At 64.1% G+C, this 19166-nt stretch carries 19 protein-coding genes; 6 read left to right on the top strand and 13 right to left on the bottom strand.

Annotation, left to right across the window (positions count from 1 at the left end):
• Positions 1–5: 5 nt before the first annotated feature.
• The 3 genes from BM190_RS22225 to purC all read right to left on the bottom strand — a co-directional run bounded on the left by BM190_RS22225 (position 6) and on the right by purC (position 1730).
• Positions 6–521, bottom strand: a complete 516-nt coding sequence (locus BM190_RS22225) for a hypothetical protein (RefSeq protein WP_312012515.1) — start codon at positions 519–521, stop codon at positions 6–8.
• A gap of 185 nt (positions 522–706) precedes the next feature.
• The gene (gene purS / locus BM190_RS22220; RefSeq protein ID WP_092259039.1) at positions 707–949 is read right to left on the bottom strand and encodes a phosphoribosylformylglycinamidine synthase subunit PurS; all 243 of its coding nucleotides are present in this window, start codon (positions 947–949) and stop codon (positions 707–709) included.
• Between the two features lie 13 nt (positions 950–962).
• Entirely contained in the window at positions 963–1730 is a 768-nt protein-coding gene (gene purC, locus BM190_RS22215; RefSeq protein WP_173015815.1) for a phosphoribosylaminoimidazolesuccinocarboxamide synthase, read from the bottom strand.
• Positions 1731–2053: 323 nt separating this feature from the next.
• Between purC and BM190_RS22210 the strand changes: the two genes are divergently transcribed.
• Positions 2054–2377, top strand: coding sequence for a DUF1476 domain-containing protein (locus BM190_RS22210; RefSeq protein WP_028142839.1), 324 nt, complete (start codon positions 2054–2056; stop codon positions 2375–2377).
• Positions 2378–2382: 5 nt separating this feature from the next.
• On the opposite strand, the gene BM190_RS22205 is transcribed toward BM190_RS22210, so the two are convergent.
• Positions 2383–3357 carry a LysR family transcriptional regulator gene (locus BM190_RS22205; protein WP_092259332.1) on the bottom strand — a complete coding sequence of 325 codons (975 nt, stop codon included), beginning with the start codon at positions 3355–3357 and terminating at the stop codon, positions 2383–2385.
• Between the two features lie 111 nt (positions 3358–3468).
• Here BM190_RS22205 and BM190_RS22200 point away from each other — a divergent pair, with 111 nt between their 5' ends.
• Complete coding sequence (locus BM190_RS22200; RefSeq protein WP_092259036.1) at positions 3469–4296, top strand: isocitrate lyase/PEP mutase family protein; 828 nt, start codon at positions 3469–3471, stop codon at positions 4294–4296.
• On the opposite strand, the gene cynS is transcribed toward BM190_RS22200, so the two are convergent.
• The 4 genes from cynS to BM190_RS22180 all read right to left on the bottom strand — a co-directional run bounded on the left by cynS (position 4283) and on the right by BM190_RS22180 (position 8103).
• Positions 4283–4771: a cyanase gene (gene cynS / locus BM190_RS22195; protein WP_018316603.1), complete on the bottom strand. Its 489-nt coding sequence runs from the start codon at positions 4769–4771 to the stop codon at positions 4283–4285. The genes BM190_RS22200 and cynS overlap by 14 nt on opposite strands.
• A gap of 14 nt (positions 4772–4785) precedes the next feature.
• On the bottom strand, positions 4786–5709 hold the full coding sequence (locus BM190_RS22190; protein ID WP_092259033.1) for an ABC transporter ATP-binding protein: 924 nt from the start codon (positions 5707–5709) through the stop codon (positions 4786–4788).
• Between the two features lie 5 nt (positions 5710–5714).
• Complete coding sequence (gene ntrB, locus BM190_RS22185) at positions 5715–6554, bottom strand: nitrate ABC transporter permease (RefSeq protein WP_092259030.1); 840 nt, start codon at positions 6552–6554, stop codon at positions 5715–5717.
• Positions 6555–6723: 169 nt separating this feature from the next.
• Positions 6724–8103: a CmpA/NrtA family ABC transporter substrate-binding protein gene (locus tag BM190_RS22180; protein ID WP_092259027.1), complete on the bottom strand. Its 1380-nt coding sequence runs from the start codon at positions 8101–8103 to the stop codon at positions 6724–6726.
• 160 nt (positions 8104–8263) lie between these two features.
• Here BM190_RS22180 and BM190_RS22175 point away from each other — a divergent pair, with 160 nt between their 5' ends.
• Positions 8264–10204: a sigma 54-interacting transcriptional regulator gene (locus BM190_RS22175; protein WP_092259024.1), complete on the top strand. Its 1941-nt coding sequence runs from the start codon at positions 8264–8266 to the stop codon at positions 10202–10204.
• 198 nt (positions 10205–10402) lie between these two features.
• Here BM190_RS22175 and BM190_RS22170 read toward each other — a convergent pair whose 3' ends face one another.
• Genes BM190_RS22170 through BM190_RS22160 form a run of 3 tightly spaced genes read right to left on the bottom strand, consistent with a single transcriptional unit; the run spans position 10403 to position 13024 of the window.
• Positions 10403–11281 carry a sulfurtransferase gene (locus tag BM190_RS22170; protein ID WP_092259021.1) on the bottom strand — a complete coding sequence of 293 codons (879 nt, stop codon included), beginning with the start codon at positions 11279–11281 and terminating at the stop codon, positions 10403–10405.
• A gap of 52 nt (positions 11282–11333) precedes the next feature.
• Positions 11334–12446 (bottom strand): acyl-CoA dehydrogenase family protein, encoded by a 1113-nt coding sequence (locus BM190_RS22165; protein ID WP_177237217.1) that lies wholly within the window; start codon positions 12444–12446, stop codon positions 11334–11336.
• A gap of 35 nt (positions 12447–12481) precedes the next feature.
• Complete coding sequence (locus BM190_RS22160; protein WP_092259329.1) at positions 12482–13024, bottom strand: OsmC family protein; 543 nt, start codon at positions 13022–13024, stop codon at positions 12482–12484.
• 246 nt (positions 13025–13270) lie between these two features.
• Between BM190_RS22160 and BM190_RS22155 the strand changes: the two genes are divergently transcribed.
• A complete protein-coding gene (locus tag BM190_RS22155) occupies positions 13271–13939 on the top strand; it encodes a TetR/AcrR family transcriptional regulator (RefSeq protein WP_177237216.1) in 669 nt (222 codons plus the stop codon).
• 173 nt (positions 13940–14112) lie between these two features.
• Here the strand turns inward: BM190_RS22155 and BM190_RS22150 are convergent, their stop codons facing one another.
• Positions 14113–15657: a bifunctional AfsR/SARP family transcriptional regulator/alpha/beta hydrolase gene (locus BM190_RS22150; RefSeq protein ID WP_092259015.1), complete on the bottom strand. Its 1545-nt coding sequence runs from the start codon at positions 15655–15657 to the stop codon at positions 14113–14115.
• Positions 15658–15863: 206 nt separating this feature from the next.
• On the opposite strand from BM190_RS22150, the gene BM190_RS22145 reads away from it, so the two are divergent.
• Both BM190_RS22145 and BM190_RS22140 read left to right on the top strand, forming a co-directional pair.
• On the top strand, positions 15864–16841 hold the full coding sequence (locus tag BM190_RS22145) for an NADPH:quinone oxidoreductase family protein (protein ID WP_092259012.1): 978 nt from the start codon (positions 15864–15866) through the stop codon (positions 16839–16841).
• Positions 16842–16851: 10 nt separating this feature from the next.
• Complete coding sequence (locus BM190_RS22140; RefSeq protein ID WP_092259323.1) at positions 16852–17604, top strand: hotdog fold domain-containing protein; 753 nt, start codon at positions 16852–16854, stop codon at positions 17602–17604.
• Positions 17605–17644: 40 nt separating this feature from the next.
• Here the strand turns inward: BM190_RS22140 and BM190_RS22135 are convergent, their stop codons facing one another.
• Complete coding sequence (locus BM190_RS22135; RefSeq protein WP_092259009.1) at positions 17645–19084, bottom strand: DUF1254 domain-containing protein; 1440 nt, start codon at positions 19082–19084, stop codon at positions 17645–17647.
• Between the last annotated feature and the right edge of the window lie 82 nt (positions 19085–19166).

The following is a 19166-nucleotide window of genomic DNA, read 5'->3' as shown; positions in this document are numbered from 1 at the left end:
GGCACTCAGCGCTTGGCCGGCATCAGCACCACTATCACCCCGATGGCGAATTGCGCGTAATTTTCGGAGCTGGCTTTTTCGGTGGCCGCCGAACTGATCAGGCTGGCGGCGCCTCGATCGCCAAACAAATAGCCGCTGACCTGATATTCCTTCGTGCCGTCAGGCTTCATCATCAGTCGGCGCGCCTTGAACAGGCGTGGCACCTTGGTGCCGCTGTCGCCATCAATTCCGAGAATCGAGATCTTCTGTCCCGGCGTCCGTTGCTCCAGCATCTTGACGATTTGCGTCTGCTCTTGCCGAAATTGCTCCAGCGTCATTGTGTTGCCGGGAGGATAGAACCGAAAGCTCACCCTCGACTGCGCACCGCAGGCGGGTTGCTCGCACAGGAACATGTGGACGTCGTTGGGCCTCAGCTCATAGCGGAATCCGCCGACCGAGAAAGGCGGGCCGCGCTCCGCCCCGGATTTCGGGGCCTCGGCGAAAGCCGTGCCGCCCGCCAGCAGCGCGGCGAGCAGCGACAACAAGCAAACGTAAGACCGCATCGATACTCCCGCAACCCTGGCCTATCAGGCCGCCCCGCCAAAACTTATAGTTGGGGCCCTCGGGATGCGCTAGTGCAGTATCGGTTAGAGACCTCGGCGCGCGTTGTGGATGCTGGTCGTGCTCAACGGATGCGCCGCGACGAAGATGAGGATGCAACGCATCTTCACCCGAGCAGCTCCACCCGATAATTCTCGATCACGGTATTCGCCAGCAGCTTGTCGGCGGCTTCCTTCAGCGCGGCTTCCGCCTTGGTCTTGTCGGCGCCGGCGAGCTCGATGTCGAACACCTTGCCCTGGCGGACGCTGGCGACGCCGTCGACGCCGAGCGACTTCAGCGCGCCTTCGATGGCCTTGCCTTGCGGATCGAGGATGCCCGTCTTCAAGGTAACGGTGACACGTGCCTTCACGTCAAAAATCCCCTCAGCTCTTCACCAGCACCGGGCCGGAGCCCTGCGGACGCTCGTTCTCCATGAGGATGCCGAGGCGCTTTGCAACTTCAGTATAGGCCTCGAGCAAGCCGCCGAGATCCCTGCGGAAACGGTCCTTGTCGAGCTTCTCGTTCGACTTGATGTCCCACAGACGGCAGCTGTCCGGCGAGATCTCGTCGGCGACGATGATGCGCATCATCTCGTTCTCGAACAGGCGTCCGCATTCCATCTTGAAGTCGACGAGGCGGATGCCGATGCCGAGGAAGAGGCCGGTGAGGAAGTCGTTGACACGGATGGCAAGCGCCATGATGTCGTCGATCTCCTGCGGCGTCGCCCAGCCGAAGGCCGTGATGTGCTCTTCGGAAACCATGGGGTCGTTGAGCTGGTCGTTCTTGTAGTAGAATTCGATGATCGAACGGGGCAGCTGGGTGCCCTCCTCGATGCCGAGGCGCTGTGACAGCGAGCCGGCAGCGACGTTGCGCACCACCACCTCGAGCGGCACGATCTCGACCTCGCGAATCAGCTGCTCGCGCATGTTGAGACGGCGGATGAAGTGGGTCGGCACCCCGATGTCGTTGAGGTGCTGAAACAGGTACTCCGAGATCCGATTGTTGAGGACGCCCTTGCCCTCGATCACCTGATGCTTTTTCGCATTGAACGCGGTCGCGTCGTCCTTGAAGTGCTGGATCAGGGTACCGGGCTCCGGGCCTTCATACAGAACCTTTGCCTTGCCTTCATAAATGCGACGCCGACGGCTCATGGGGATGTACCGTGTTTTGTTGAAATCCATGTATTTGGTGTGCTCCGGTTACTAGGATTTACGACCCACAGCGGAGCTGCCGTGAACGGCCCGGAACCCCATCTATAACCCTTGGAAACAGAACGGGAACCAAGCCTTCAGGCAACCTATCCGATTGGCTGACCGAGCACAATCGATCCGGCCGTCCGGCACCAACTTATACCGTCTTGCCCTGCGGCTTAACGGCCCGTTGTTTTGCCGATTCGTGCTCTCTATGTAGGCATGCAGTCGGGTCGCCGCAACGGAAGGCTCCCGCTCCATCAGCACGGGATTTGGAACAAGGCATGAGCGAGTTCGACAAGCGCCAGGAAGGTTTCGAGAAGAAGTACGCCCTCGACGAGGAGCAGAAATTCAAGGCGGAGGCCCGCCGCAACCGGCTGCTCGGGCTGTGGGCGGCCGAAAAGCTCGGCATGTCCGGCGATGCCGCCACCGCCTATGCCAAGGAGGTGGTCGCGGCCGATTTCGAGGAAGCCGGCGATGCCGACGTCCTGCGCAAGATCACGGCCGATTTCACCGCCAAGAACGTCGCCGTCACCGAGCAGGCGATTCGCGCCAAGATGAGCGAGCTGCTCGCGGTAGCGGCCGCCGAGGTGAAGGCGGGGAAATAATACGTTCAGGCCCGACGCCGGCGCGCAATGACCTTGCGCGCCGGCGGTCTTTTTTGGGCGCCCCGCCTGGCCGGGCCGTCGAACGTGGCGTAGTCGCGGCGGATGGTCTCCAGCAGATGCTGAGCGGCAGCACTCAGGAAGCCGCCGAGACGAGTCACCAGGACGATGTGCTGGTCCGCGGCGAGATCGCCGACGGTGATCGTCGAGATCGCTCCCGCATGCAGCTCCTCCGCCACATGGCTCCGCGCCAATAGCGCAAGGCCGAAGCCCGCCTCCACGAGCCGCTTTTGCGCCGTGAGGCTGTCCACCGCCGTCCACTCCACGTCCCCGAGGCCTTGCGTCAGGAACAGCGCGAACACGTGAGCCGCTGCGATCTCACGGCGGCCGCGCGTTTCCGGGAACGCGATCCAGCGCTCGCCCCGAAGCTCGGCAAGCCGCTTGACGCGCTTGTTGGCGAGCGGATGGTCGGACGCACAGACCACCTGCAACGCCTCGCTCAGCACCAGCTCACAGGCGAGATCGCCGGCCAGGTCGGTATTGTAACGCAAGCCGATCGTGGCCTCGCCGCGCCGGATGAGATCAGAGACCTCCGCGCTGGTCGCGGTCCGCAGGGCAAGCGCGACCGCGGGATTATCCGCGGCAAACCGTTTCATGATGCCCGACAGGCGGCCGTCGGCGAGCGTGCCGGTCACGGCCAGCGAAACCGGCCCCGAAGTCTGCTTTGTCAGCGCGCGTATCGCCTGCTCGGCGTCCTGCGCCGCCGCGACGGCGCGCTCGGCATAGGGGATCAGCACGCGCCCGGCGTCGCTGAGCCGCGTACGGCCCGCGATCCTCTCGAACAGCGGCACGCCGAGCTCCTGCTCCAGCAGCGCAATACGGCGCGAAATCGCCGGCTGCGAGCGATGCAGGAATTTCGCGGCATTCGAGACCCCGCCTCTGCGATGAACGGTCAGGAAGGTATTGAGGGCATCGCTGTCCATGGCGGACACCTCATGCAAAAAACTGATGATTATAAGAGGAATAACAAATTTGGCGGATGGCGAGAATGCCCCTAAGGCTTGCCGGCAGACAAGGTCAAGCGGAGACGAGCCATGACGAGCCAATTGGACAAAGCGAAAGCATTTCGCGCCCTGCACGAGCGGCCCGGCGCGTTCATCATTCCCAACCCCTGGGATGCCGGCACCGCAAAACTGCTCGCCGCGGCCGGCTTCGAGGCGCTTGCAACCACGAGCCTCGGCCTTGCCAACATGCAGGGAAGCTCGACCGTCAGCCTGGACGCGATCCTCGAGAATTGCCGCGCGATCGCGCAGGCCACCGATCTTCCGGTCAGCGTCGATCTGGAAAACTGCGGCGCGCACGATCCGAGACGCGCAGCCGAGGCGATCCGGCGCGCCGCCGAGGCCGGTGCGGTCGGCGGCTCGATCGAGGATTCGACGGGCGACCGCGATCGGCCGATCTACGACTTCTCGCTGGCGGTCGAGCGCGTGCAGGCGGCCGTCGAGACGGTGCGCTCGCTGTCGTTTCCCTTTACGCTGACGGCGCGGGCGGAAAACCTTCTTCACGGGCGCAACGATCTCGACGACACGATCCGGCGGCTTCAGGCGTACGAAGCGGCGGGCGCGGCTGTCCTCTACGCCCCCGGGGTCCACGACCTTGCCACGATCAGGACGGTCGTCGCCTCGGTCGGAAAACCCTTCAACCTCGTGATGGGTTTTGCCGATCCGACGCTGACGCTCGCGCAATTGTCCGCGGCCGGCGTCAAGCGCATCAGCGTCGGTGGCGCCATGTCGCGATACGCGCTGGCCGCCTTCCTGAAGGGCGCGCGCGAGATGAAGGAGAATGGCTCCTTCACCTATGTTCGCGAGATGGCACCGATCAAGGACCTGCGCGCCGCCTTCGCCGCGGTCACTCCTCCTTGAAGCCGTATTCCGGCACGTTGCCGCTGGCGCCGTAATATTTGTACGGCAGGAATTTGCCGCTCATGGTGATCTTGACGCGGTCGCCCTTCGGGTTGGCGACGCGTTCGATTCCCATGTCAAAGTCGATCGCCGACATGATGCCGTCGCCGAATTCTTCTTCGATCAGCGCCTTCCAGGCCGGGCCGTTCACCATCACCATCTCGTAGAAGCGATAGATCAAGGGATCGGTCGGCGGCATCGGCGTGCCGGCGCCGCGCATCGGCACCTCGTTGAGCATCGCCGTCTCCGCCTTCGACAGGCCGAACAGCTCGCCGGCATTGGCGGCCTGCGGCTTCGTCAGCTTCATCTGGCCAAGAATGGCGCCGACGATGAGGACCTCGGAATACCCCCCGATCTTGTCGCAGATGTGCTTCCAGCTCCAGCCCTTCTCGCGCTTGATGTCGAGCAGCTTCTCGGTGAGGTCTTCGCGTTTCATGTCAGGTCTCCGTTTCAGGCAGTCAGTCCGGGACTGGTCCCGGGAATCCAGGTCTGGCGTTGCTCGTCACCACTGGTCGCGATCGTCAGGCCGGGCTTGCCGATATGCACCAGCGGTACATTCCGTGGATCGTGACCGGGTGTCTCGGCGGTAAACGTCTTGCTGCGCGTCACCAGGAAATCGATGATGTGGTTGCGCAGCGCGTAATAGAGCGGATGGCGGTGCAGATCGGTGCGGCCGCGGTCTCTCGGCAGCGGATTTTCGACGACCTCCGCGAGCACCGCGCCAGGCCCGTTGGTCATCAGGAAGATCTTGTCGGCGAGGTAGATCGCCTCGTCGACATCATGGCTGATCATGAACGCGGTCTGCCCGGTCTCGAGGCAAATGCGCCGCACCTCGTCCTGCAGCGTGCCGCGCGTCAGCGCGTCCAGCGCCGAGAACGGCTCGTCCATCAGCATGATCTTCGGCATGATCGAGAGCGCACGTGCGATGCCGACGCGCTGCTTCATGCCGCCCGACAGCTCTGACGGCCGCTTGTGCTCGGAGCCAGTCAAGCCGACGAGATCGATGAAGCTCTGCGCGTGCGCCTTCACCTTGGCGCGGTCCCAGCTGCGCCATTTCGAGCTCACGGCATAGGTGACGTTGCCGAGCACGGTTCGCCAGGGCAACAGCGCGTGGCTCTGGAAGATCACCGCACGGTCGAGGCTGGTGCCCGAAATCGCCTGCCCGTCGACGATGACGGCGCCCTCGCTCGGCGCATCGAGGCCGGCGAGGATGTTGAGCACCGTGGTCTTGCCGCAGCCGGAATGCCCAATCACGCAAGCAAACTCGCCCCGCGCCATCGAGAGCCACAGGTTCTCGAAAACGGTGGTCGTGGCACCGCCGGCGCCCGGATAGCGCTTCGCGATGGCTTCGATGGAGATGAATTTGTCGGTCATCGCCCCTACTCCGGATACGTGACCATGCGCGTGAAGCGCGCCAGGATCTGGTCGAGCAGCATCCCGACGATCCCGATCAGGAGGATCGCGATGATCACGTTGGTGATCGACAGATTATTCCACTCGTTCCAGACGAAGTAGCCGATGCCGGTGCCGCCGACGAGCATTTCGGCAGCGACGATCACGAGCCAGGCGATGCCGATCGAGATGCGCATGCCGGTCAGGATCGTCGGCGCCGCCGCCGGGAGGATCACGGTGAAGGCGCGCCTGACGGTGCCGACCTCGAGCGTTCGCGCAACGTTGATCCATTCCTTGCGCACGCTGGCAACGCCGAACACGGTGTTGAGCAGCATCGGCCAGATCGAGCAGATGAAGATGACGAAGATCGCCGAGATCGAGGAATCCTTGATGGTGTAGAGCGCGAGCGGCATCCAGGCCAGCGGCGAGATCGGCTTCAGCACCTGGATGAAGGGATCGAGCGCCTTGCTGAGCAGCGGCGACATGCCGATCAGGAAGCCGAGCGGGATCGCGACCAGCACCGCGAGCAGATAGCCGGTGCCGACGCGCCCGATGGAATAGCCAAGTTGGATGCCGAGCCCTTTGTCGTTCGGCCCGTTGTCGTAGAACGGCCGTCTCAGATGCTCCCAGAGCTTGGCGCCGACGTCGAGCGGCCCGGGCATCGCCGATTTGCCCTGCGTCGCGGTCAGGCCCATCAGCTTGGCATATTCGGGGCTCATCGTGGCGACGGGGCCCGTCGAGCGCGTGGCGAGATGCCAGATGCCGAGGAACGCGGCGAGCAGCGCGATGGAAACGAGACCGGCGCGGAGACGGAGGGAGGAGGTCATCGCGCAAGACCTCTCCCCATGTCGTCCCGGCGAACGCCGGGACCCATACCGCGGAATCTATCGATCGCAATCGGTGGGCGTACCGAACGACGAGTCTTCGCCAAACGTCTCCCTGGGGTTATGGGTCCCGGCGTTCGCAGGGACGACGCTTGGGAGAAAGCGCAGCCCATCACGACGACTTCCTGATCTTGAAGCTCGCGACATAGTCCTCCGGCTTGGCCGGATCGAAAGTCTTGCCCATCACCGCAAACGACTTGTACGCGCTCGCTGGCGGCGACAGCCCCATCTCCGTCATCAGCTTCTTGGTGTCGGTGGCCAGATACACCTGCTCGGCCACCGCCTTGTAGTCGACGTCGCCCTTGATCTGGCCCCAGCGCTTCATCTGCGTCAGCATCCACACCGCGAAGGACTGCCAGGGGAACGGATCGAAATCGACGCGCTTGGCGTCGGTCTTCACGCCGCCGAGACCGTCGGCATAGGTGCCGGTCAGGACCTGTTCGAGCACCGTGACGGGCGCGTTGATGTAGTTGGCGGGCGCGATCGCCTCTGCAATCTGCTTGCGGTTCTCGGCCTTCGAGGCATAGGCGGTGGCATCGACGATGGCGCGGGTCAGCGCCGCAAAGCTGTTTGGCGCTGACGTGATGAACTCGCGGCTTGCGGCAAAGCTGCAGCAGGGATGCCCGTCCCAGATCTCCTTCGACAACAGATGCATGAAGCCGACGCCGTCATAGATCGCGCGCTGGCAGATGTTGTCGGGCGCGAGGAAGCCGTCGATGTTGTCGGCACGCAAATTGGCGACCATCTCCGGCGGCGGCACCGAGCGCAGCTGCACGTCGGTATCGGGATCGAGACCGTGCTCGGCGAGATAGTAGCGCAGCAGGTAATTGTGCATGGAATAGTCGAAGGGGATGGCGAATTTCAGGCCCTTCCAATCCTTGGGGTCGCGCTTGTCCTTGTGCTTGGCCGCCAGCACGATGCCCTGCCCGTTGATGTTCTCGATCGCGGGCACCGCAAACGGGATGGCGTTTGCGCCCAGGCCCAGCGAGATCGCGATCGGCATCGGCGCCAGCATGTGCGCGGCGTCGTATTCCTTGTTGATGGTCTTGTCGCGGATCACGGCCCAGCCGGCGGTCTTGACCACTTCGACATTGAGTCCGTGCCTGGAGTAAAAGCCCATCGGCGCCGCCATGATGATGGGCGTGGCGCAGGTGATCGGAATGAATCCGACCTTGAGGTCCTTCTTCTCGGGCGTACCGGCCTGCGCGAACACCTCGGTCGCCGTCTTGAGCGGGAAGAACTGTGACAGTGCAGCAAGCGCAGTCGATGCGCCGACCGACTTCAGGAATGCACGCCGCGCCACGTCCTGCGGAAACATCGCGCGCATCACCGCGGAGGCGACCACGCCCTCGTAACGCTTCTCTTCGCTTTCGACCGGTTCGCAATGCAGCGCCGTCGCCTGCTCGTGCTCCGCCGCAGAACGATGCTGGCCGCAGATACAGCCGGCTCGAAGGTTGCGATCGGAATCAAACGGATTGTCGAACGTGGACATCGGCCCTCCTGCGCGTCATTGCGGGGAGGAATTACGCAAGGAGCATGCCACGACCCTAGAAGCGGCCAGTGCCTTGATGACGCAGTAATTTCGCCTGCGCTTGGCCACTACGAAAACTCGTGATAAACGAGATTTCGTAGTTCAATTACGAGATTTCGCAATGGCAACGACGCCAATGCCCATCCACGATGATGTGGCTTCCGCCATCGACCCGCGCATCGCGGCGTTCGAATCCTCCGTCGAGGCGACGCTTCTGGTCGCCCCCTATGGCGACCAGATCGTCGATGCCAATCCCGCCGCCTGTGCTCTTCTCGGCTACGACCGCGCCCTGCTGCGGCAGACCCGGGCCAGCACGCTCCATGCCGGCGAGCTTCCCGCCCTTACCGTCTTCACCCAGGCCGTGCTGCATAAGGGAGCCTACTGGACCACGGCGCTCAATCCCCGACATGCGACGGGGCAAAATCTCCGGCTCGAATATGCCGGCTGCCTGCTGCCGCATGACGGCCGCACGCTGCTGCTGCTGACGCTGACCGATCTCGAAGCGCGCCGCCGGCGCAATGTCGATGCCGCCGCCGAAGACCACATGCGCGGCGGCATTTCGACCTGGCAGCGGGTCGAGCGCGTGTTTCAGGACATCGAACGCGAGAACCAGCTGATCCTGCGCGCCGCCGGCGAAGGCATCTATGGCGTGAACGCGGAAGGCAAGACCACCTTCGTCAATCCCGCGGCCGAGCGCATGCTCGGCTGGACCGCCGAAGAGCTGGTCGGCAAGGAGATCCACCCGATCGTCCACCACACCCACCACGACGGCCGCCACTATCACAACCACGATTGCCCGATCTATGCGGCGTTCCGCGATGGCGCCGTGCACCAGGTCGACGGCGAGGTGTTTTGGCGCAAGGACGGCTCGCCCGCCTGGGTCGAATACACATCGACTCCGATCCGCGATCGCGGCGTCGTGGTCGGCGCCGTCGTGGTGTTTCGCGACGTCAGCCAGCGCCGCGAGGCCGACGAGAAGCTGCACGCCGCCCTTGCCGAGGTCGACCGCCTGCGCGAACGGCTCGAGCTGGAAAACGCCTATCTCCAGGAAGAAATCCGCATCGAGACCAATCCGCGCGGCATCATCGGTGGAAGCGAGGCGATCCAGAAGACGTTGCGGCAGGTCAAGCTGGTGGCGCCAACCACCGCGGCGGTGATGATCAACGGCGAATCCGGCACCGGCAAGGAGCTGATCGCGCGCGCCATCCATGAGGACTCCACCCGCAGCGACCGGCCGCTGATCCGCGTCAACTGCGCCGCGATCCCGCGCGAATTGTTCGAGAGCGAGTTCTTCGGCCATGTCCGAGGCGCCTTCACCGGGGCGACGCGCGACCGCATCGGCCGCTTCGAGCTCGCCGACGGCGGCACGCTGTTCCTCGACGAGGTCGGCGAGATTCCGCTCGAACTCCAAGGTAAGCTGCTGCGCGTGCTGCAGGAAGGCCATTTCGAGCGCGTCGGCGAGGCGCGCACCCGCGCGGTCGACGTTCGTGTCATCGCCGCGACCAATCGCGATCTCAAGCAGGAGGTCCAGCGCGGCCGCTTTCGCGAAGACCTCTATTTCCGCCTCAACGTGTTCCCGATCGAGACCGTCCCCTTGCGCGAGCGGCGCGAGGACATTCCGCTGCTCGCCCAGCACTTCCTGACGCGCGAGAGCAAGGCGTTAAAGTCGAATTTGCGCCTGTCGGAGGGCGACGCGCGGCGGCTGACCCGCTACGACTGGCCCGGCAATGTCCGCGAACTGCAGAACGTGATCGAGCGCGCCGCGATCCTGTCGCAGAACGGCCGCCTGCGCATCGATCTGCCTGACGCCTCCGGCGTGCAAGCGCCTAGCGGTGCCGCTCGCCAGAAGCTCGACGCGCGTCCCGCCGTCATGACGTCGTCGGAAATGCGCGACCACGAGCGCGCCAACATTTTGGCCGCGCTCGAGGCCTGTGCTGGAAAAGTCTTCGGCCCCGGCGGCGCGGCCGAGATGCTGGACATCAAGCCGACCACCCTGGCCTCGCGGATCAAGGCGCTGGGAATTGCGCCGCGTTCGCGGACTGGCCTCAACGGTTTGGCATGAAGCGATCAGCTTCGATGCTGGCCACGGGCTCATTTCAGCTCTCCCGCTTGCGGGGGAGGTCGGCGCGAAGCGCCGGGTGGGGGCTCTCTCCACACTGGGAATCCCGCTGAGGAGACACCCCACCCCAACCCTCCCCCGCAAGCGGGAGAGGGAGTGCACTTCCTTCGTGGCAACACGACCCGATCTAGTCAGGCGCGCTCACGCCGCCTTGGTCGTCACCCCCGATGCAATCGGCAATCCCTGCTCGATCGGCAGCGATGGATCGCGCGACCATTCGTTCCAGGAGCCGAAATACATCCGCACGTCCTTCACGCCGGCATTCTTCAGCGCCAGGAAGGTGTTCGAGGCGCGCGCGCCCTTGAAGCAATAGAGATAGACCGGCGTCGTCGGCGAGATGCCGACGGTGGCGCATTCGGCCAGGATCTCGTCCTTGGACTTGAAGCGGGGCCCTTCCGCGGTCGGCTTCATCATGCGGTACCATTCGAGCCAGACCGCGCCGGGGATGCGGCCCTTGCGCGGGCAGAAATCCTTTCCATAGGGCGAAGAGCTGTCGCCGATCCATTCGTCGACATCACGCACGTCGAGAATGGCGATGCCGGGCTTGCCGACCGCGGCAAGCATGGTCTTCGCATCGATCAGGATATCGCCGGCTTCCGGCACGACCGCGAACGAGGCCTTCGCCGGTACCGGGACATCCTTCGTCACCGGAAGACCCGCGGCCGACCACGCGTCGAAGCCGCCATGCAGCACCTTCACCTTGGGATAGCCGAGCATGGTGAGCAGATAGTAGCCGCGGCAGGACTGGCCGAAGCCGGAATTCATCGACTGCTCGTAGATCACCGCGGTCTCCTTGCCGGAGAGACCGGCAGCGCCGAAGGCGTCGGCGAATTTGGTCTTCAGCTCGCTCATGCCTTCCGGCGTCGAGGTCGCGAGAAACGTGAAGATCTCGTGCACGTTCACGGCGCCCGGCAGGTGCCCGGCGCCATAGGCGTCGGGATTGCGGGTGTCGATGACGACACAGGGTTCGAGCTTCAAGAGATCGGCAAGTTCGCTGGCAGAGATCAGAACGTCCGTCATTGGCAGCCTCTCCGTTGAGGTTAAGTGGTCTTCTGGGGTGGACTCGTTAAGCTCAGTAATCGGCGAGCATCTTGCGCAGCTGCTTGGTGGCCGGCGTGACGATCGCGACGAAATAGGCCTCGCGCAGCCGTCGTTGCGCGCGGTGACTCCTGAGATAGCCGCGTGCGCCACAATGCAGCATCGCCGCATGCGCCGCCGCGACGCTGGCCTCGCCGGCGCTAAGCCTGAGCGCGATCACCTTGCGCCAGTAAGTCTCGTCCTCGTTGTAGGGATCGCGCGCCAGCACCATGGTCTCGGCCTCGAGCTCGGCAGCGACATCGCGGAAATGCACCGGCTGCTGCGGCAGATAGCGGTTGATATGGCCGAGCGGACTTCCGACCTCGTCCATGATGTTGATGCAATCGCGGATCACTCCCAGCGCCATGCCGGCCTGGAGCAGGATAAAGCCGGCACGGATCTTCTTCACGAAGGGCGCCGCAGGATCAGCGAGGATCAGCTCGTCCGACACGAAGACATCGCGGAACTGCACGCCATAGGTGCCGGTGCCGTCCATCGCCATGAACGGCTTGCACGGCGTCAGCGTGATCGCGGGATCCGAACAATCGGCCAGGAACATCACAGTACCTTCATCCTCCTCACGCTCGAAGATGGTGCCAAAATAATGATCGGGGCCGAGATTGGAGACCCAGGGCAGCGCGCCGCGCACGATATAACCGCCCTCGACCTTCTTGCCTTTCAGCTTCAGTTTCTCGATCCCGAAAAAGCTCTTCATCGGGTTGGAAAGCCCGGTGCCGCCGAGCACGCGGCCGGTCGAGAACGTATCGCCGAAACGTTTTGCCAGCTTCAGATTGGTCGAGTTGGCGGCGTACCAGACCAGCGTGTTCTGGCACCAGGCCATGAAGGCCGTGGCACCGCAGACCTCGCCGATAGCAGCCATCGCCTGGATCGCGCAGCGCAGATCTGCGGGACCTTCGTGCAGCACGTGACTGCCCCAGGCGCCGACCGCGCCGAACTTGCGCAGCACCTCGGCGGGATAGACCGAGCCGTCGTCGATGCCGGCGGCAAGCGGCGCGAGATCTTCGCGCGCGATCCGCGCCACCTCCCCTGCAATGGACGGTGCGGGCTGATCCAAAACCTCGGCCCGCGATAAAGCCAGTGACCCCATGATCGTCTCCTGCACCTTGTCCTGGTTGCTGTCAGCTAGATGCCGACCTCGAGATTGACCGGCCGGGTGAAGGTGTTGGCGACCGGCGACCATTTCTTCACATGGGCGACCAGCGCGTTGATCTCGTCCTGCGAGACGCCCTCGCATTCCATGTCGACCTTGACGCGGACATCGGTGAAGCCGACCGGCTTGTCCGAGGTGTCGCCAGTGCCCCAGACCGCGGTGATGTTGAGGTCGCCTTCGAGCTCGAGCTCGAGCTTGTTGACGATCCAGCCGCGATGCACGGCGTTGGCGTGCAGGCCGACCGCGAGGCACGAGCCGAGCGCAGCAAGCGAGGCTTCCGACGGATTGGGCGCGGTGTCGTCGCCCAGCAGCCCCGGCGGCTCGTCGACGATATAGGGCGGCAGATTGCGGATGTAGTTGGCGTGGCGGAATTTGCCTTCCGCGACCGTCTTGCATTTCAAGGTCTTGACGACCTTCGGATTGGCCTTGCCGCTCGCGATCAGTTGCTCGAGGCCATTCTTGTCGATGGGCGCAAGGCACCCCGACAGCACTGTCTTTTGAACGACGGCAGTCATCATCTTCTCCCTGGCAGCCGTGGAAAACGGCAGGATACCGAACGGTCTGTTTCCTTGCATGGAGCGTGCCAGACGAGACCGAAAACGAAATGCGAGGCATTGGAGCCGCTTAGCGATGGCTGCCTGCGGATTGATCAGCCGCGCTCTGCTCAAAGGCCATGCAGATGAGATCGCCAGTGCGAATCTTTTTAGCGCGGAGCAGATGCGACTTGATGATACCGCGCGGCTGCGATTAAGTTGCAATCCATGGCCAAACCTTCACTGAACAAGCCTTCACTGAACAAGATGTCGTCGAAGAAGAACGCGCCGCATTCAGGCGGCGGCGATGACGAATCCGCGCGCGGGCGCCTGCTCAGCGCCGCCTCGCATCTGTTTTGCAAGAACGGAATCAACGCCACCGGCATCGATGCGATCATCGAGGAGGCCGGCACCGCGAAGACCACGCTTTACAAATTGTTCGGCTCCAAGACCAACCTCGTCAACGCGGTGCTGGAGAGCGAAGGCAAGCAATGGCGCGAATGGTTCATCGGCGCCATGGAAGACGGCGGCGGCGACGCGCAGGCCAAGCTGACGCGCATCTTCCCGGCCCTGAAGAGCTGGTTTGCCGAAGAGCGCTTCTACGGCTGCCCCTTCATCAACGCGGTCGGCGAGCACGACAAGGACGCCAAGCAGTTCCGCAACATCGCGCTGAAGCACAAGAAGATCGTGCTCGGCCACATCGAGAAGCTCGCCGCCGAGCTGGGCTCGAGCGAGCCCGCAATGCTCGCGCATCAGCTCGGCCTCATCATCGACGGTGCCATCGTCGCCGCGATGATCTCGCGCGACCCAGGCGTGGCCGATACAGCGGCACTCACGGCCGGGCCCCTGCTCGGCCAGTCCAAGGCGAAGAAGAAGCGTGAGCTCGAGGCGGTATGATCGCTCTCACGTCGTAGCCCGCGGAGCAAAGCGGAAGGCGGGGACACTGTCCCGGATTACTCCATCCGGGCTACGATGACTTCGTAGGGTGGGCAAAGGCGCAAAGCGCCGTGCCCACGATCTGCCTCGGTCCTTCTCGAACGACGTCGTGGGCACGCTTCGCTTTGTCCACCCTACAAGATCGAACCCTTTATAAATCGCGCGATCGCCTCGAGCACCGGCTGCTGATCACCCGCAAAAAACCAGTGATCGTTGCCGTCGAGCTCGACGAACTCCGCACCGCTGATCCGGCTCGCGATATCGCGGCCGGCCGCGATCCGCACCGCCTGGTCGCCGCGCCGGTGCAGCACCAGCGTCGGCACCGCGATCTGCGCCAGGAGATGCCGCACGTCGGCATCGCGAAAGGCCTCGAGCACGGCCGAGATGCCGCCGGGACTGGAGGCCGCACGCAATAGCCCGGCCCACCAGGCGCGGGCCCGGGGATCGCCGGCAAGACTCGGCGCAAAGGTCTCGATGCCGACCGGGCCGCCCCATTGCGCGACGAGCTGCCTGCTCCAGGCGTCATACTGGCTGGCGCGCAAGGCATGCGGATAATCCTCCGACCAGCAGCCCTTGGCGAGCGCGCCGAACAGGATGAGCCCGGCGACGCGGCGCGGTTCGTCGACCGCAAATTTGATGCAGGCCGGCCCGCATTCGGAAGCGCCGAACAGCACGACGCGGCGCGAATCCGCTGCCCGCAGCACGGTGTCGATATCCTCCGCGGTGACGTCGATGCCGGGAGCCGATCCGACCCGGTCGGACAACCCGATCCCGCGACGATCGAAAACGATCAGCCGTCCAAGCTTCATCAACGACGCCAGGAACGTCCGGCTTGCAGGGCTCTCCCAGGCGCGCTCCACATGCGACACGAAACCGGGCATCACCAGGATATCGAGCGGGCCACTTCCGTAGGTCTGATACGCCAGATGCACGCCGGCACCCTTCACATAGCGCGTGGTCGGAACAGCGTGCAGCTCCGTTGCGGGACTCATGAGCGCCTCGGTCTCGGCCTCCGGCGCAATCCCGAGTTCCTCCCGCAGCCGCTGTGTCAGGGCCGCATGGTGACGCTCGGCCGCGCTGCGGTCGCCTGATAGCAGCAGGCTGCGGATCAGATACCGCCCATAGACTTCACTGAGCGGATCGAGCTCGGCCAGGCGCGCCGCATACGCGGTCGCGGCAAAATGATCGCCGGCGGCGTTCTTGTCCTGCACGAGACGCTCGAGCGCATGCATCAGCCGTCCTCTCAGCGCCTCGCGGCGAAAGAACGCCCAATCGTCGAATGCAGGACAATCGTCGAGAGCGAACCCTGCGAGAAAGTCGTCCCGATAGATCGCACAGGCTTCTTCGAAGGCGCCGCGGTCGCAGGCGCCCTCGAACAGATGGGTATAGATCGTCATCTCGACCGCCGCAGACCATCGCACGCTGGCGCGGTCGGCCTCGAAAACCTCCCGGCCAAGTGCAAGCTCGATGCGATGAAGCAGCCGCCGCAACCGCGCCCGGGCGGTTTCGGCTGACGTCTCCGGCCACAGCAGCGCGGCCAGGACCTCGCGCGCAACGGCGCCCCTGGCCTCCGCGAGATAGATCAGCAGCGCAAGAGCCTTGCGCAGGTTCAGCTTGATCGGGCGATCGCCAGCGTAGACCTCGGGAAATCCAAGCGCGTGAAGCGAGAAGACCGTCATGAAAATCCTCTCGTCGTCATCGCGCCGTTCGGGGGACGCGCAGGGGACGGTCCATTGGTAAGTGTCGGACCGGATCGAGCCCGCTCGCGAGCGAAGGGTTCAGTTCTGCATGCTGCGCCATTTGCGCCGACACCTTAAGGGAAGATCGTCATGTTCGCACGTCCGCTGCCGCGCATGTTCGCCTGTCGCAAAACGGGAGCGCCACAATGAAAGCAGTTTTGTGCCATTCGTTCACTGGACCCGGCGATTTGCGCCTCGCTGAGATCGATGTCCCCAAGCCCGCCGGCGACGAGATCCTGATCGACGTCCGCGCGGCCTCCGTGAGCTTCATGGACCAGCTCTTGGTCTCGGGCCTCTACCAGATGCGGCCGCCGACGCCTTTCGTACCCGGCACGGAAGCCTCCGGAACCGTCGTAGCAATCGGCGACAAGGTGACAAAGTTCGCGCCCGGCGATCGCGTGGCCTGCAGCAGCTGGACCGGTGGCTACGCCGAACGGATGATCGCGAAGGAGTCGAAGAGCGTGCGCCTGCCTGACGGCGTCGCGTTCGAAGCAGCGGCCACGGTACTGCACAATTACGGCACGGCCTATTACGCACTGGTCGAGCGGGCACGAGCCGAGCGCGGCGAATCGCTGTTCGTCACCGGCGCTGCCGGCGGAGTTGGACTGGCCGCCGTCGACCTCGGCCGCCATCTCGGCCTGCGCGTCGTCGCCGGGGTTGGCTCCGACGACAAGGCGGCCCTGGTCCGCGACTACGGCGCCAGCGCGGTCATCAACTATCGCAGCGAGGATCTCCGCGACCGGATCAAGGCGATCACGTCAGGCGAAGGCATCGATGTCGGCTTCGATAATGTCGGCGGCGCGATCTTCGAGCAGATGGCCCGGCTGATGAAATGGGGCGGACGGCTGATGCCGATCGGCTTCACCGGCGGCGAGATTCCGTCCATCCCGATGAACCTGCCGCTGCTGAAGAACTATTCCATCATTGGCGTCTTTGCCGGTGCCTGGGCGGAGAAATGCCCGGACGAGAGCGCGCGGATGAACGACACGCTGATGCAGTTGTTGGCGGCCGGGCAGATCCGCCCGCACATTGACCGCGTCCTTCCTTTGGAGCAGGCCGGCGAGGCCATGCGCGCCGTGGCCAACCGCACGGTTCTGGGGCGAATTGTGCTCAAGATCAGGTAGAATGCGCACCATGACAGAGATCATCATCGACAAACGCTATTGCGGCCCTCCCAATTCCGGGAACGGCGGCTATGTCTGCGGCCGGCTCGCCCGTCATATTCCGGGGCCAGCGGAAGTGACGCTGCGCGCGCCGCCCCCTCTGGACACGCCGCTCGCTGTGGTCGCGACAGACGGCGACACATGGGAGCTCCGAGACGGCGACAAGGTGGTCGCGACAGGGCGCGCCGTGAGCGTCGAGCTTGCGCAGATCGAGACAGCTAACTTGCCGGAAGCCCGCGCGGCCGAATTGCTCGCACTGTTCAATCCGCACGAGCATCCGCTGCCGAACTGCTTCGTCTGCGGTCCCGCAAGGGCGAAAGGCGACGGCCTGCGCATCTTCGCCGGCCCGCTCCGCCGTCATGCGCGGAACGCCGTTCTCGCCGCGAGCTGGGCACCCGATCCGAATCTCGCCGCCGAGGATGGCCTCATCGCGCCCGAATTTCTCTGGTCCGCGCTCGACTGCCCGACCGGGTTTGCCTGCAATTACGATCAGCAGAGCGGCAGCTTCGAGAAGACCCCGCTGCTGCTCGGACGGATGTCAGCCCGCATCGAAGCCCGCCCCCACCCCGGCGAGCGCTGCATCATCACCGCCTGGCCCACCGGCCGCGACGGCCGCAAGCGCACGGCCGACGCCGCGCTTCGTGATGAAGCCGGCAGATTGCTGGCGTTGGCGCGGACGACCTGGATTGCGGTGGAGCGCGAGGTACTGCTCGGGCGCCGGTGACGGTGCGTAGGGTAGGCAAAGGCGCGAAGCGCCGTGCTCCCTAGCTGCTCGTCACCTGCCGGACGGGCGGCGGCTTCCAGGTCCCGTTGATGATCGAGGGCGACTTCTCGTTCGGCCAGTACATCCGCAACATCAGCACGAACTTGCCCGCGGGCGCGGGAAGCCAATTGCTCTCCTTGTCGGGGCCCGGGTTGTCCTTCTGAATGTAGAGGTCGACCGAACCGTCGGGATTGGCTTTGAGATTCTGGCGGGCGCTGATCGACTGGCGGTTGATCGGATTGGCGACGAAGAAATAGTTCTCGTCATACATCGTGAGCGACCAGAAGCCGCCGACCGGAGGAAGCTGCCCCTTCGGAAAACGCATGACGTATTTGTTGCTGCCGACGTACTCTTTGCCATCGGCGTCCTTCTGGGATGTCGGATAGCACGCATCCTGAATCCGGTTGGCGCCGAGGCCGATGGCCGTGACAAGCGCACGGTTGAGAAAATTGGTCCCGTAAATGCCGGCTTCGCTGTCGAAGGCCCAGCCGTTGATGTTCTTGATCGCCTTGTTGACCTTGAACTGGAGCATGATGCGTTCGAATGCCACCTGCGGGACCCGCTTGGCGAAGGCAGCATCGAATTTGCTTGCGTCAAAATCCTTGCCGGGGACAAGACCGATCTTCGCGAATTTGGCGACCTCGGCCGCGTCGGCGGCGGCCGGCGGATTGCGCTTCATCAATTGCGCGAGAAGGGTGAAATAGGCCGCGGCGTCCAGGCGGTTGACCTGCTCGCGAACCGCCGTCTTCATGTCGATCGACGCATCGACCTTGCCTGCCGGGGGCGTAAAGGACTTGTCGTATGCGCTGAGCGGCACGAGCTTGAACTGGTCCTGCGCGGCGTGCACGGCCGCGTAGTCTTCCGGCGTACCGGTGCAATAGATGCGGCCCAGGATCCACACCATGCCCGTGGGTGATTTGTATTCCTTGACGCCGGCGGGAAGCGTTCCCTTCCAGCCCGGGCCGGTGATCGCATAGGTTTGCGCCTTGGTGCCGGTGGTGCGCTTGCCAGGCACCTGGAAGACATTGGTCCAGCCGTCCAGCATCGGAAATAGGAAGTAGCGGTCCTTCATGTCCGGCATGCTCAGGACCCAGGGCTCGTCTCCCACGTCGATCCAGGCCGTCGTGTAGAGCGTATCGGCATTGGGTGCCGTGACGTCCTTGAAGGTGGCATCAGGGTACTTGCGGAGCTTGACGAATTGCCCCATTGGCCCGCGCGTGCCTTCCACCGCAGCAACGTTGGTCATGACCCGGCGTGTCATCTCCATCGTCACGAGCGGATATCCGTAGATATAGGCGTCCTGGGCAAGCCAAAAATCTTCTCCGCCCTCCAGAGCCCTGACGACAAGACCATCAAACTCGGCGCGTGCGGTGCGGGAAATCGCGAGCGCCGATACTGCGGCGCTGAAGGCGGCCAGTGCTTGGCGACGGCTGATTGACATATCGAACCCTCCCTGTTGCCTCAAAACCGTAACGGGCGGGGTTCCATGTTCCTTGACATGCATCAACGAGGCGGGATGGTCT

Source organism: Bradyrhizobium sp. Rc3b, from assembly GCF_900114915.1.
Classification (GTDB): Bacteria; Pseudomonadota; Alphaproteobacteria; order Rhizobiales; family Xanthobacteraceae; genus Bradyrhizobium.
Note: the sequence above shows the minus strand (reverse complement) of the source record. Positions and strands in the feature narration are given on the sequence as shown.

Bases quoted from the DNA above. Each gene is read 5' to 3' on its own strand.
- BM190_RS22190 (WP_092259033.1), bottom strand. From the start codon at position 5,709: ATGACCGACAAATTCATCTCCATCGAAGCCATCGCGAAGCGCTATCCG.
- BM190_RS22180 (WP_092259027.1), bottom strand. From the start codon at position 8,103: ATGTCCACGTTCGACAATCCGTTTGATTCCGATCGCAACCTTCGAGCC.
- BM190_RS22160 (WP_092259329.1), bottom strand. From the start codon at position 13,024: ATGACTGCCGTCGTTCAAAAGACAGTGCTGTCGGGGTGCCTTGCGCCC.
- BM190_RS22175 (WP_092259024.1), top strand. From the start codon at position 8,264: ATGGCAACGACGCCAATGCCCATCCACGATGATGTGGCTTCCGCCATC.
- purC (WP_173015815.1), bottom strand. From the start codon at position 1,730: ATGAGCCGTCGGCGTCGCATTTATGAAGGCAAGGCAAAGGTTCTGTAT.
- BM190_RS22140 (WP_092259323.1), top strand. From the start codon at position 16,852: ATGACAGAGATCATCATCGACAAACGCTATTGCGGCCCTCCCAATTCC.
- BM190_RS22135 (WP_092259009.1), bottom strand. From the start codon at position 19,084: ATGTCAATCAGCCGTCGCCAAGCACTGGCCGCCTTCAGCGCCGCAGTA.
- BM190_RS22205 (WP_092259332.1), bottom strand. From the start codon at position 3,357: ATGGACAGCGATGCCCTCAATACCTTCCTGACCGTTCATCGCAGAGGC.
- cynS (WP_018316603.1), bottom strand. From the start codon at position 4,771: ATGAAACGCGAAGACCTCACCGAGAAGCTGCTCGACATCAAGCGCGAG.
- ntrB (WP_092259030.1), bottom strand. From the start codon at position 6,554: ATGACCTCCTCCCTCCGTCTCCGCGCCGGTCTCGTTTCCATCGCGCTG.
- BM190_RS22165 (WP_177237217.1), bottom strand. From the start codon at position 12,446: ATGGGGTCACTGGCTTTATCGCGGGCCGAGGTTTTGGATCAGCCCGCA.
- BM190_RS22210 (WP_028142839.1), top strand. From the start codon at position 2,054: ATGAGCGAGTTCGACAAGCGCCAGGAAGGTTTCGAGAAGAAGTACGCC.
- BM190_RS22145 (WP_092259012.1), top strand. From the start codon at position 15,864: ATGAAAGCAGTTTTGTGCCATTCGTTCACTGGACCCGGCGATTTGCGC.
- BM190_RS22200 (WP_092259036.1), top strand. From the start codon at position 3,469: ATGACGAGCCAATTGGACAAAGCGAAAGCATTTCGCGCCCTGCACGAG.
- BM190_RS22170 (WP_092259021.1), bottom strand. From the start codon at position 11,281: ATGACGGACGTTCTGATCTCTGCCAGCGAACTTGCCGATCTCTTGAAG.
- BM190_RS22155 (WP_177237216.1), top strand. From the start codon at position 13,271: ATGGCCAAACCTTCACTGAACAAGCCTTCACTGAACAAGATGTCGTCG.
- BM190_RS22150 (WP_092259015.1), bottom strand. From the start codon at position 15,657: ATGACGGTCTTCTCGCTTCACGCGCTTGGATTTCCCGAGGTCTACGCT.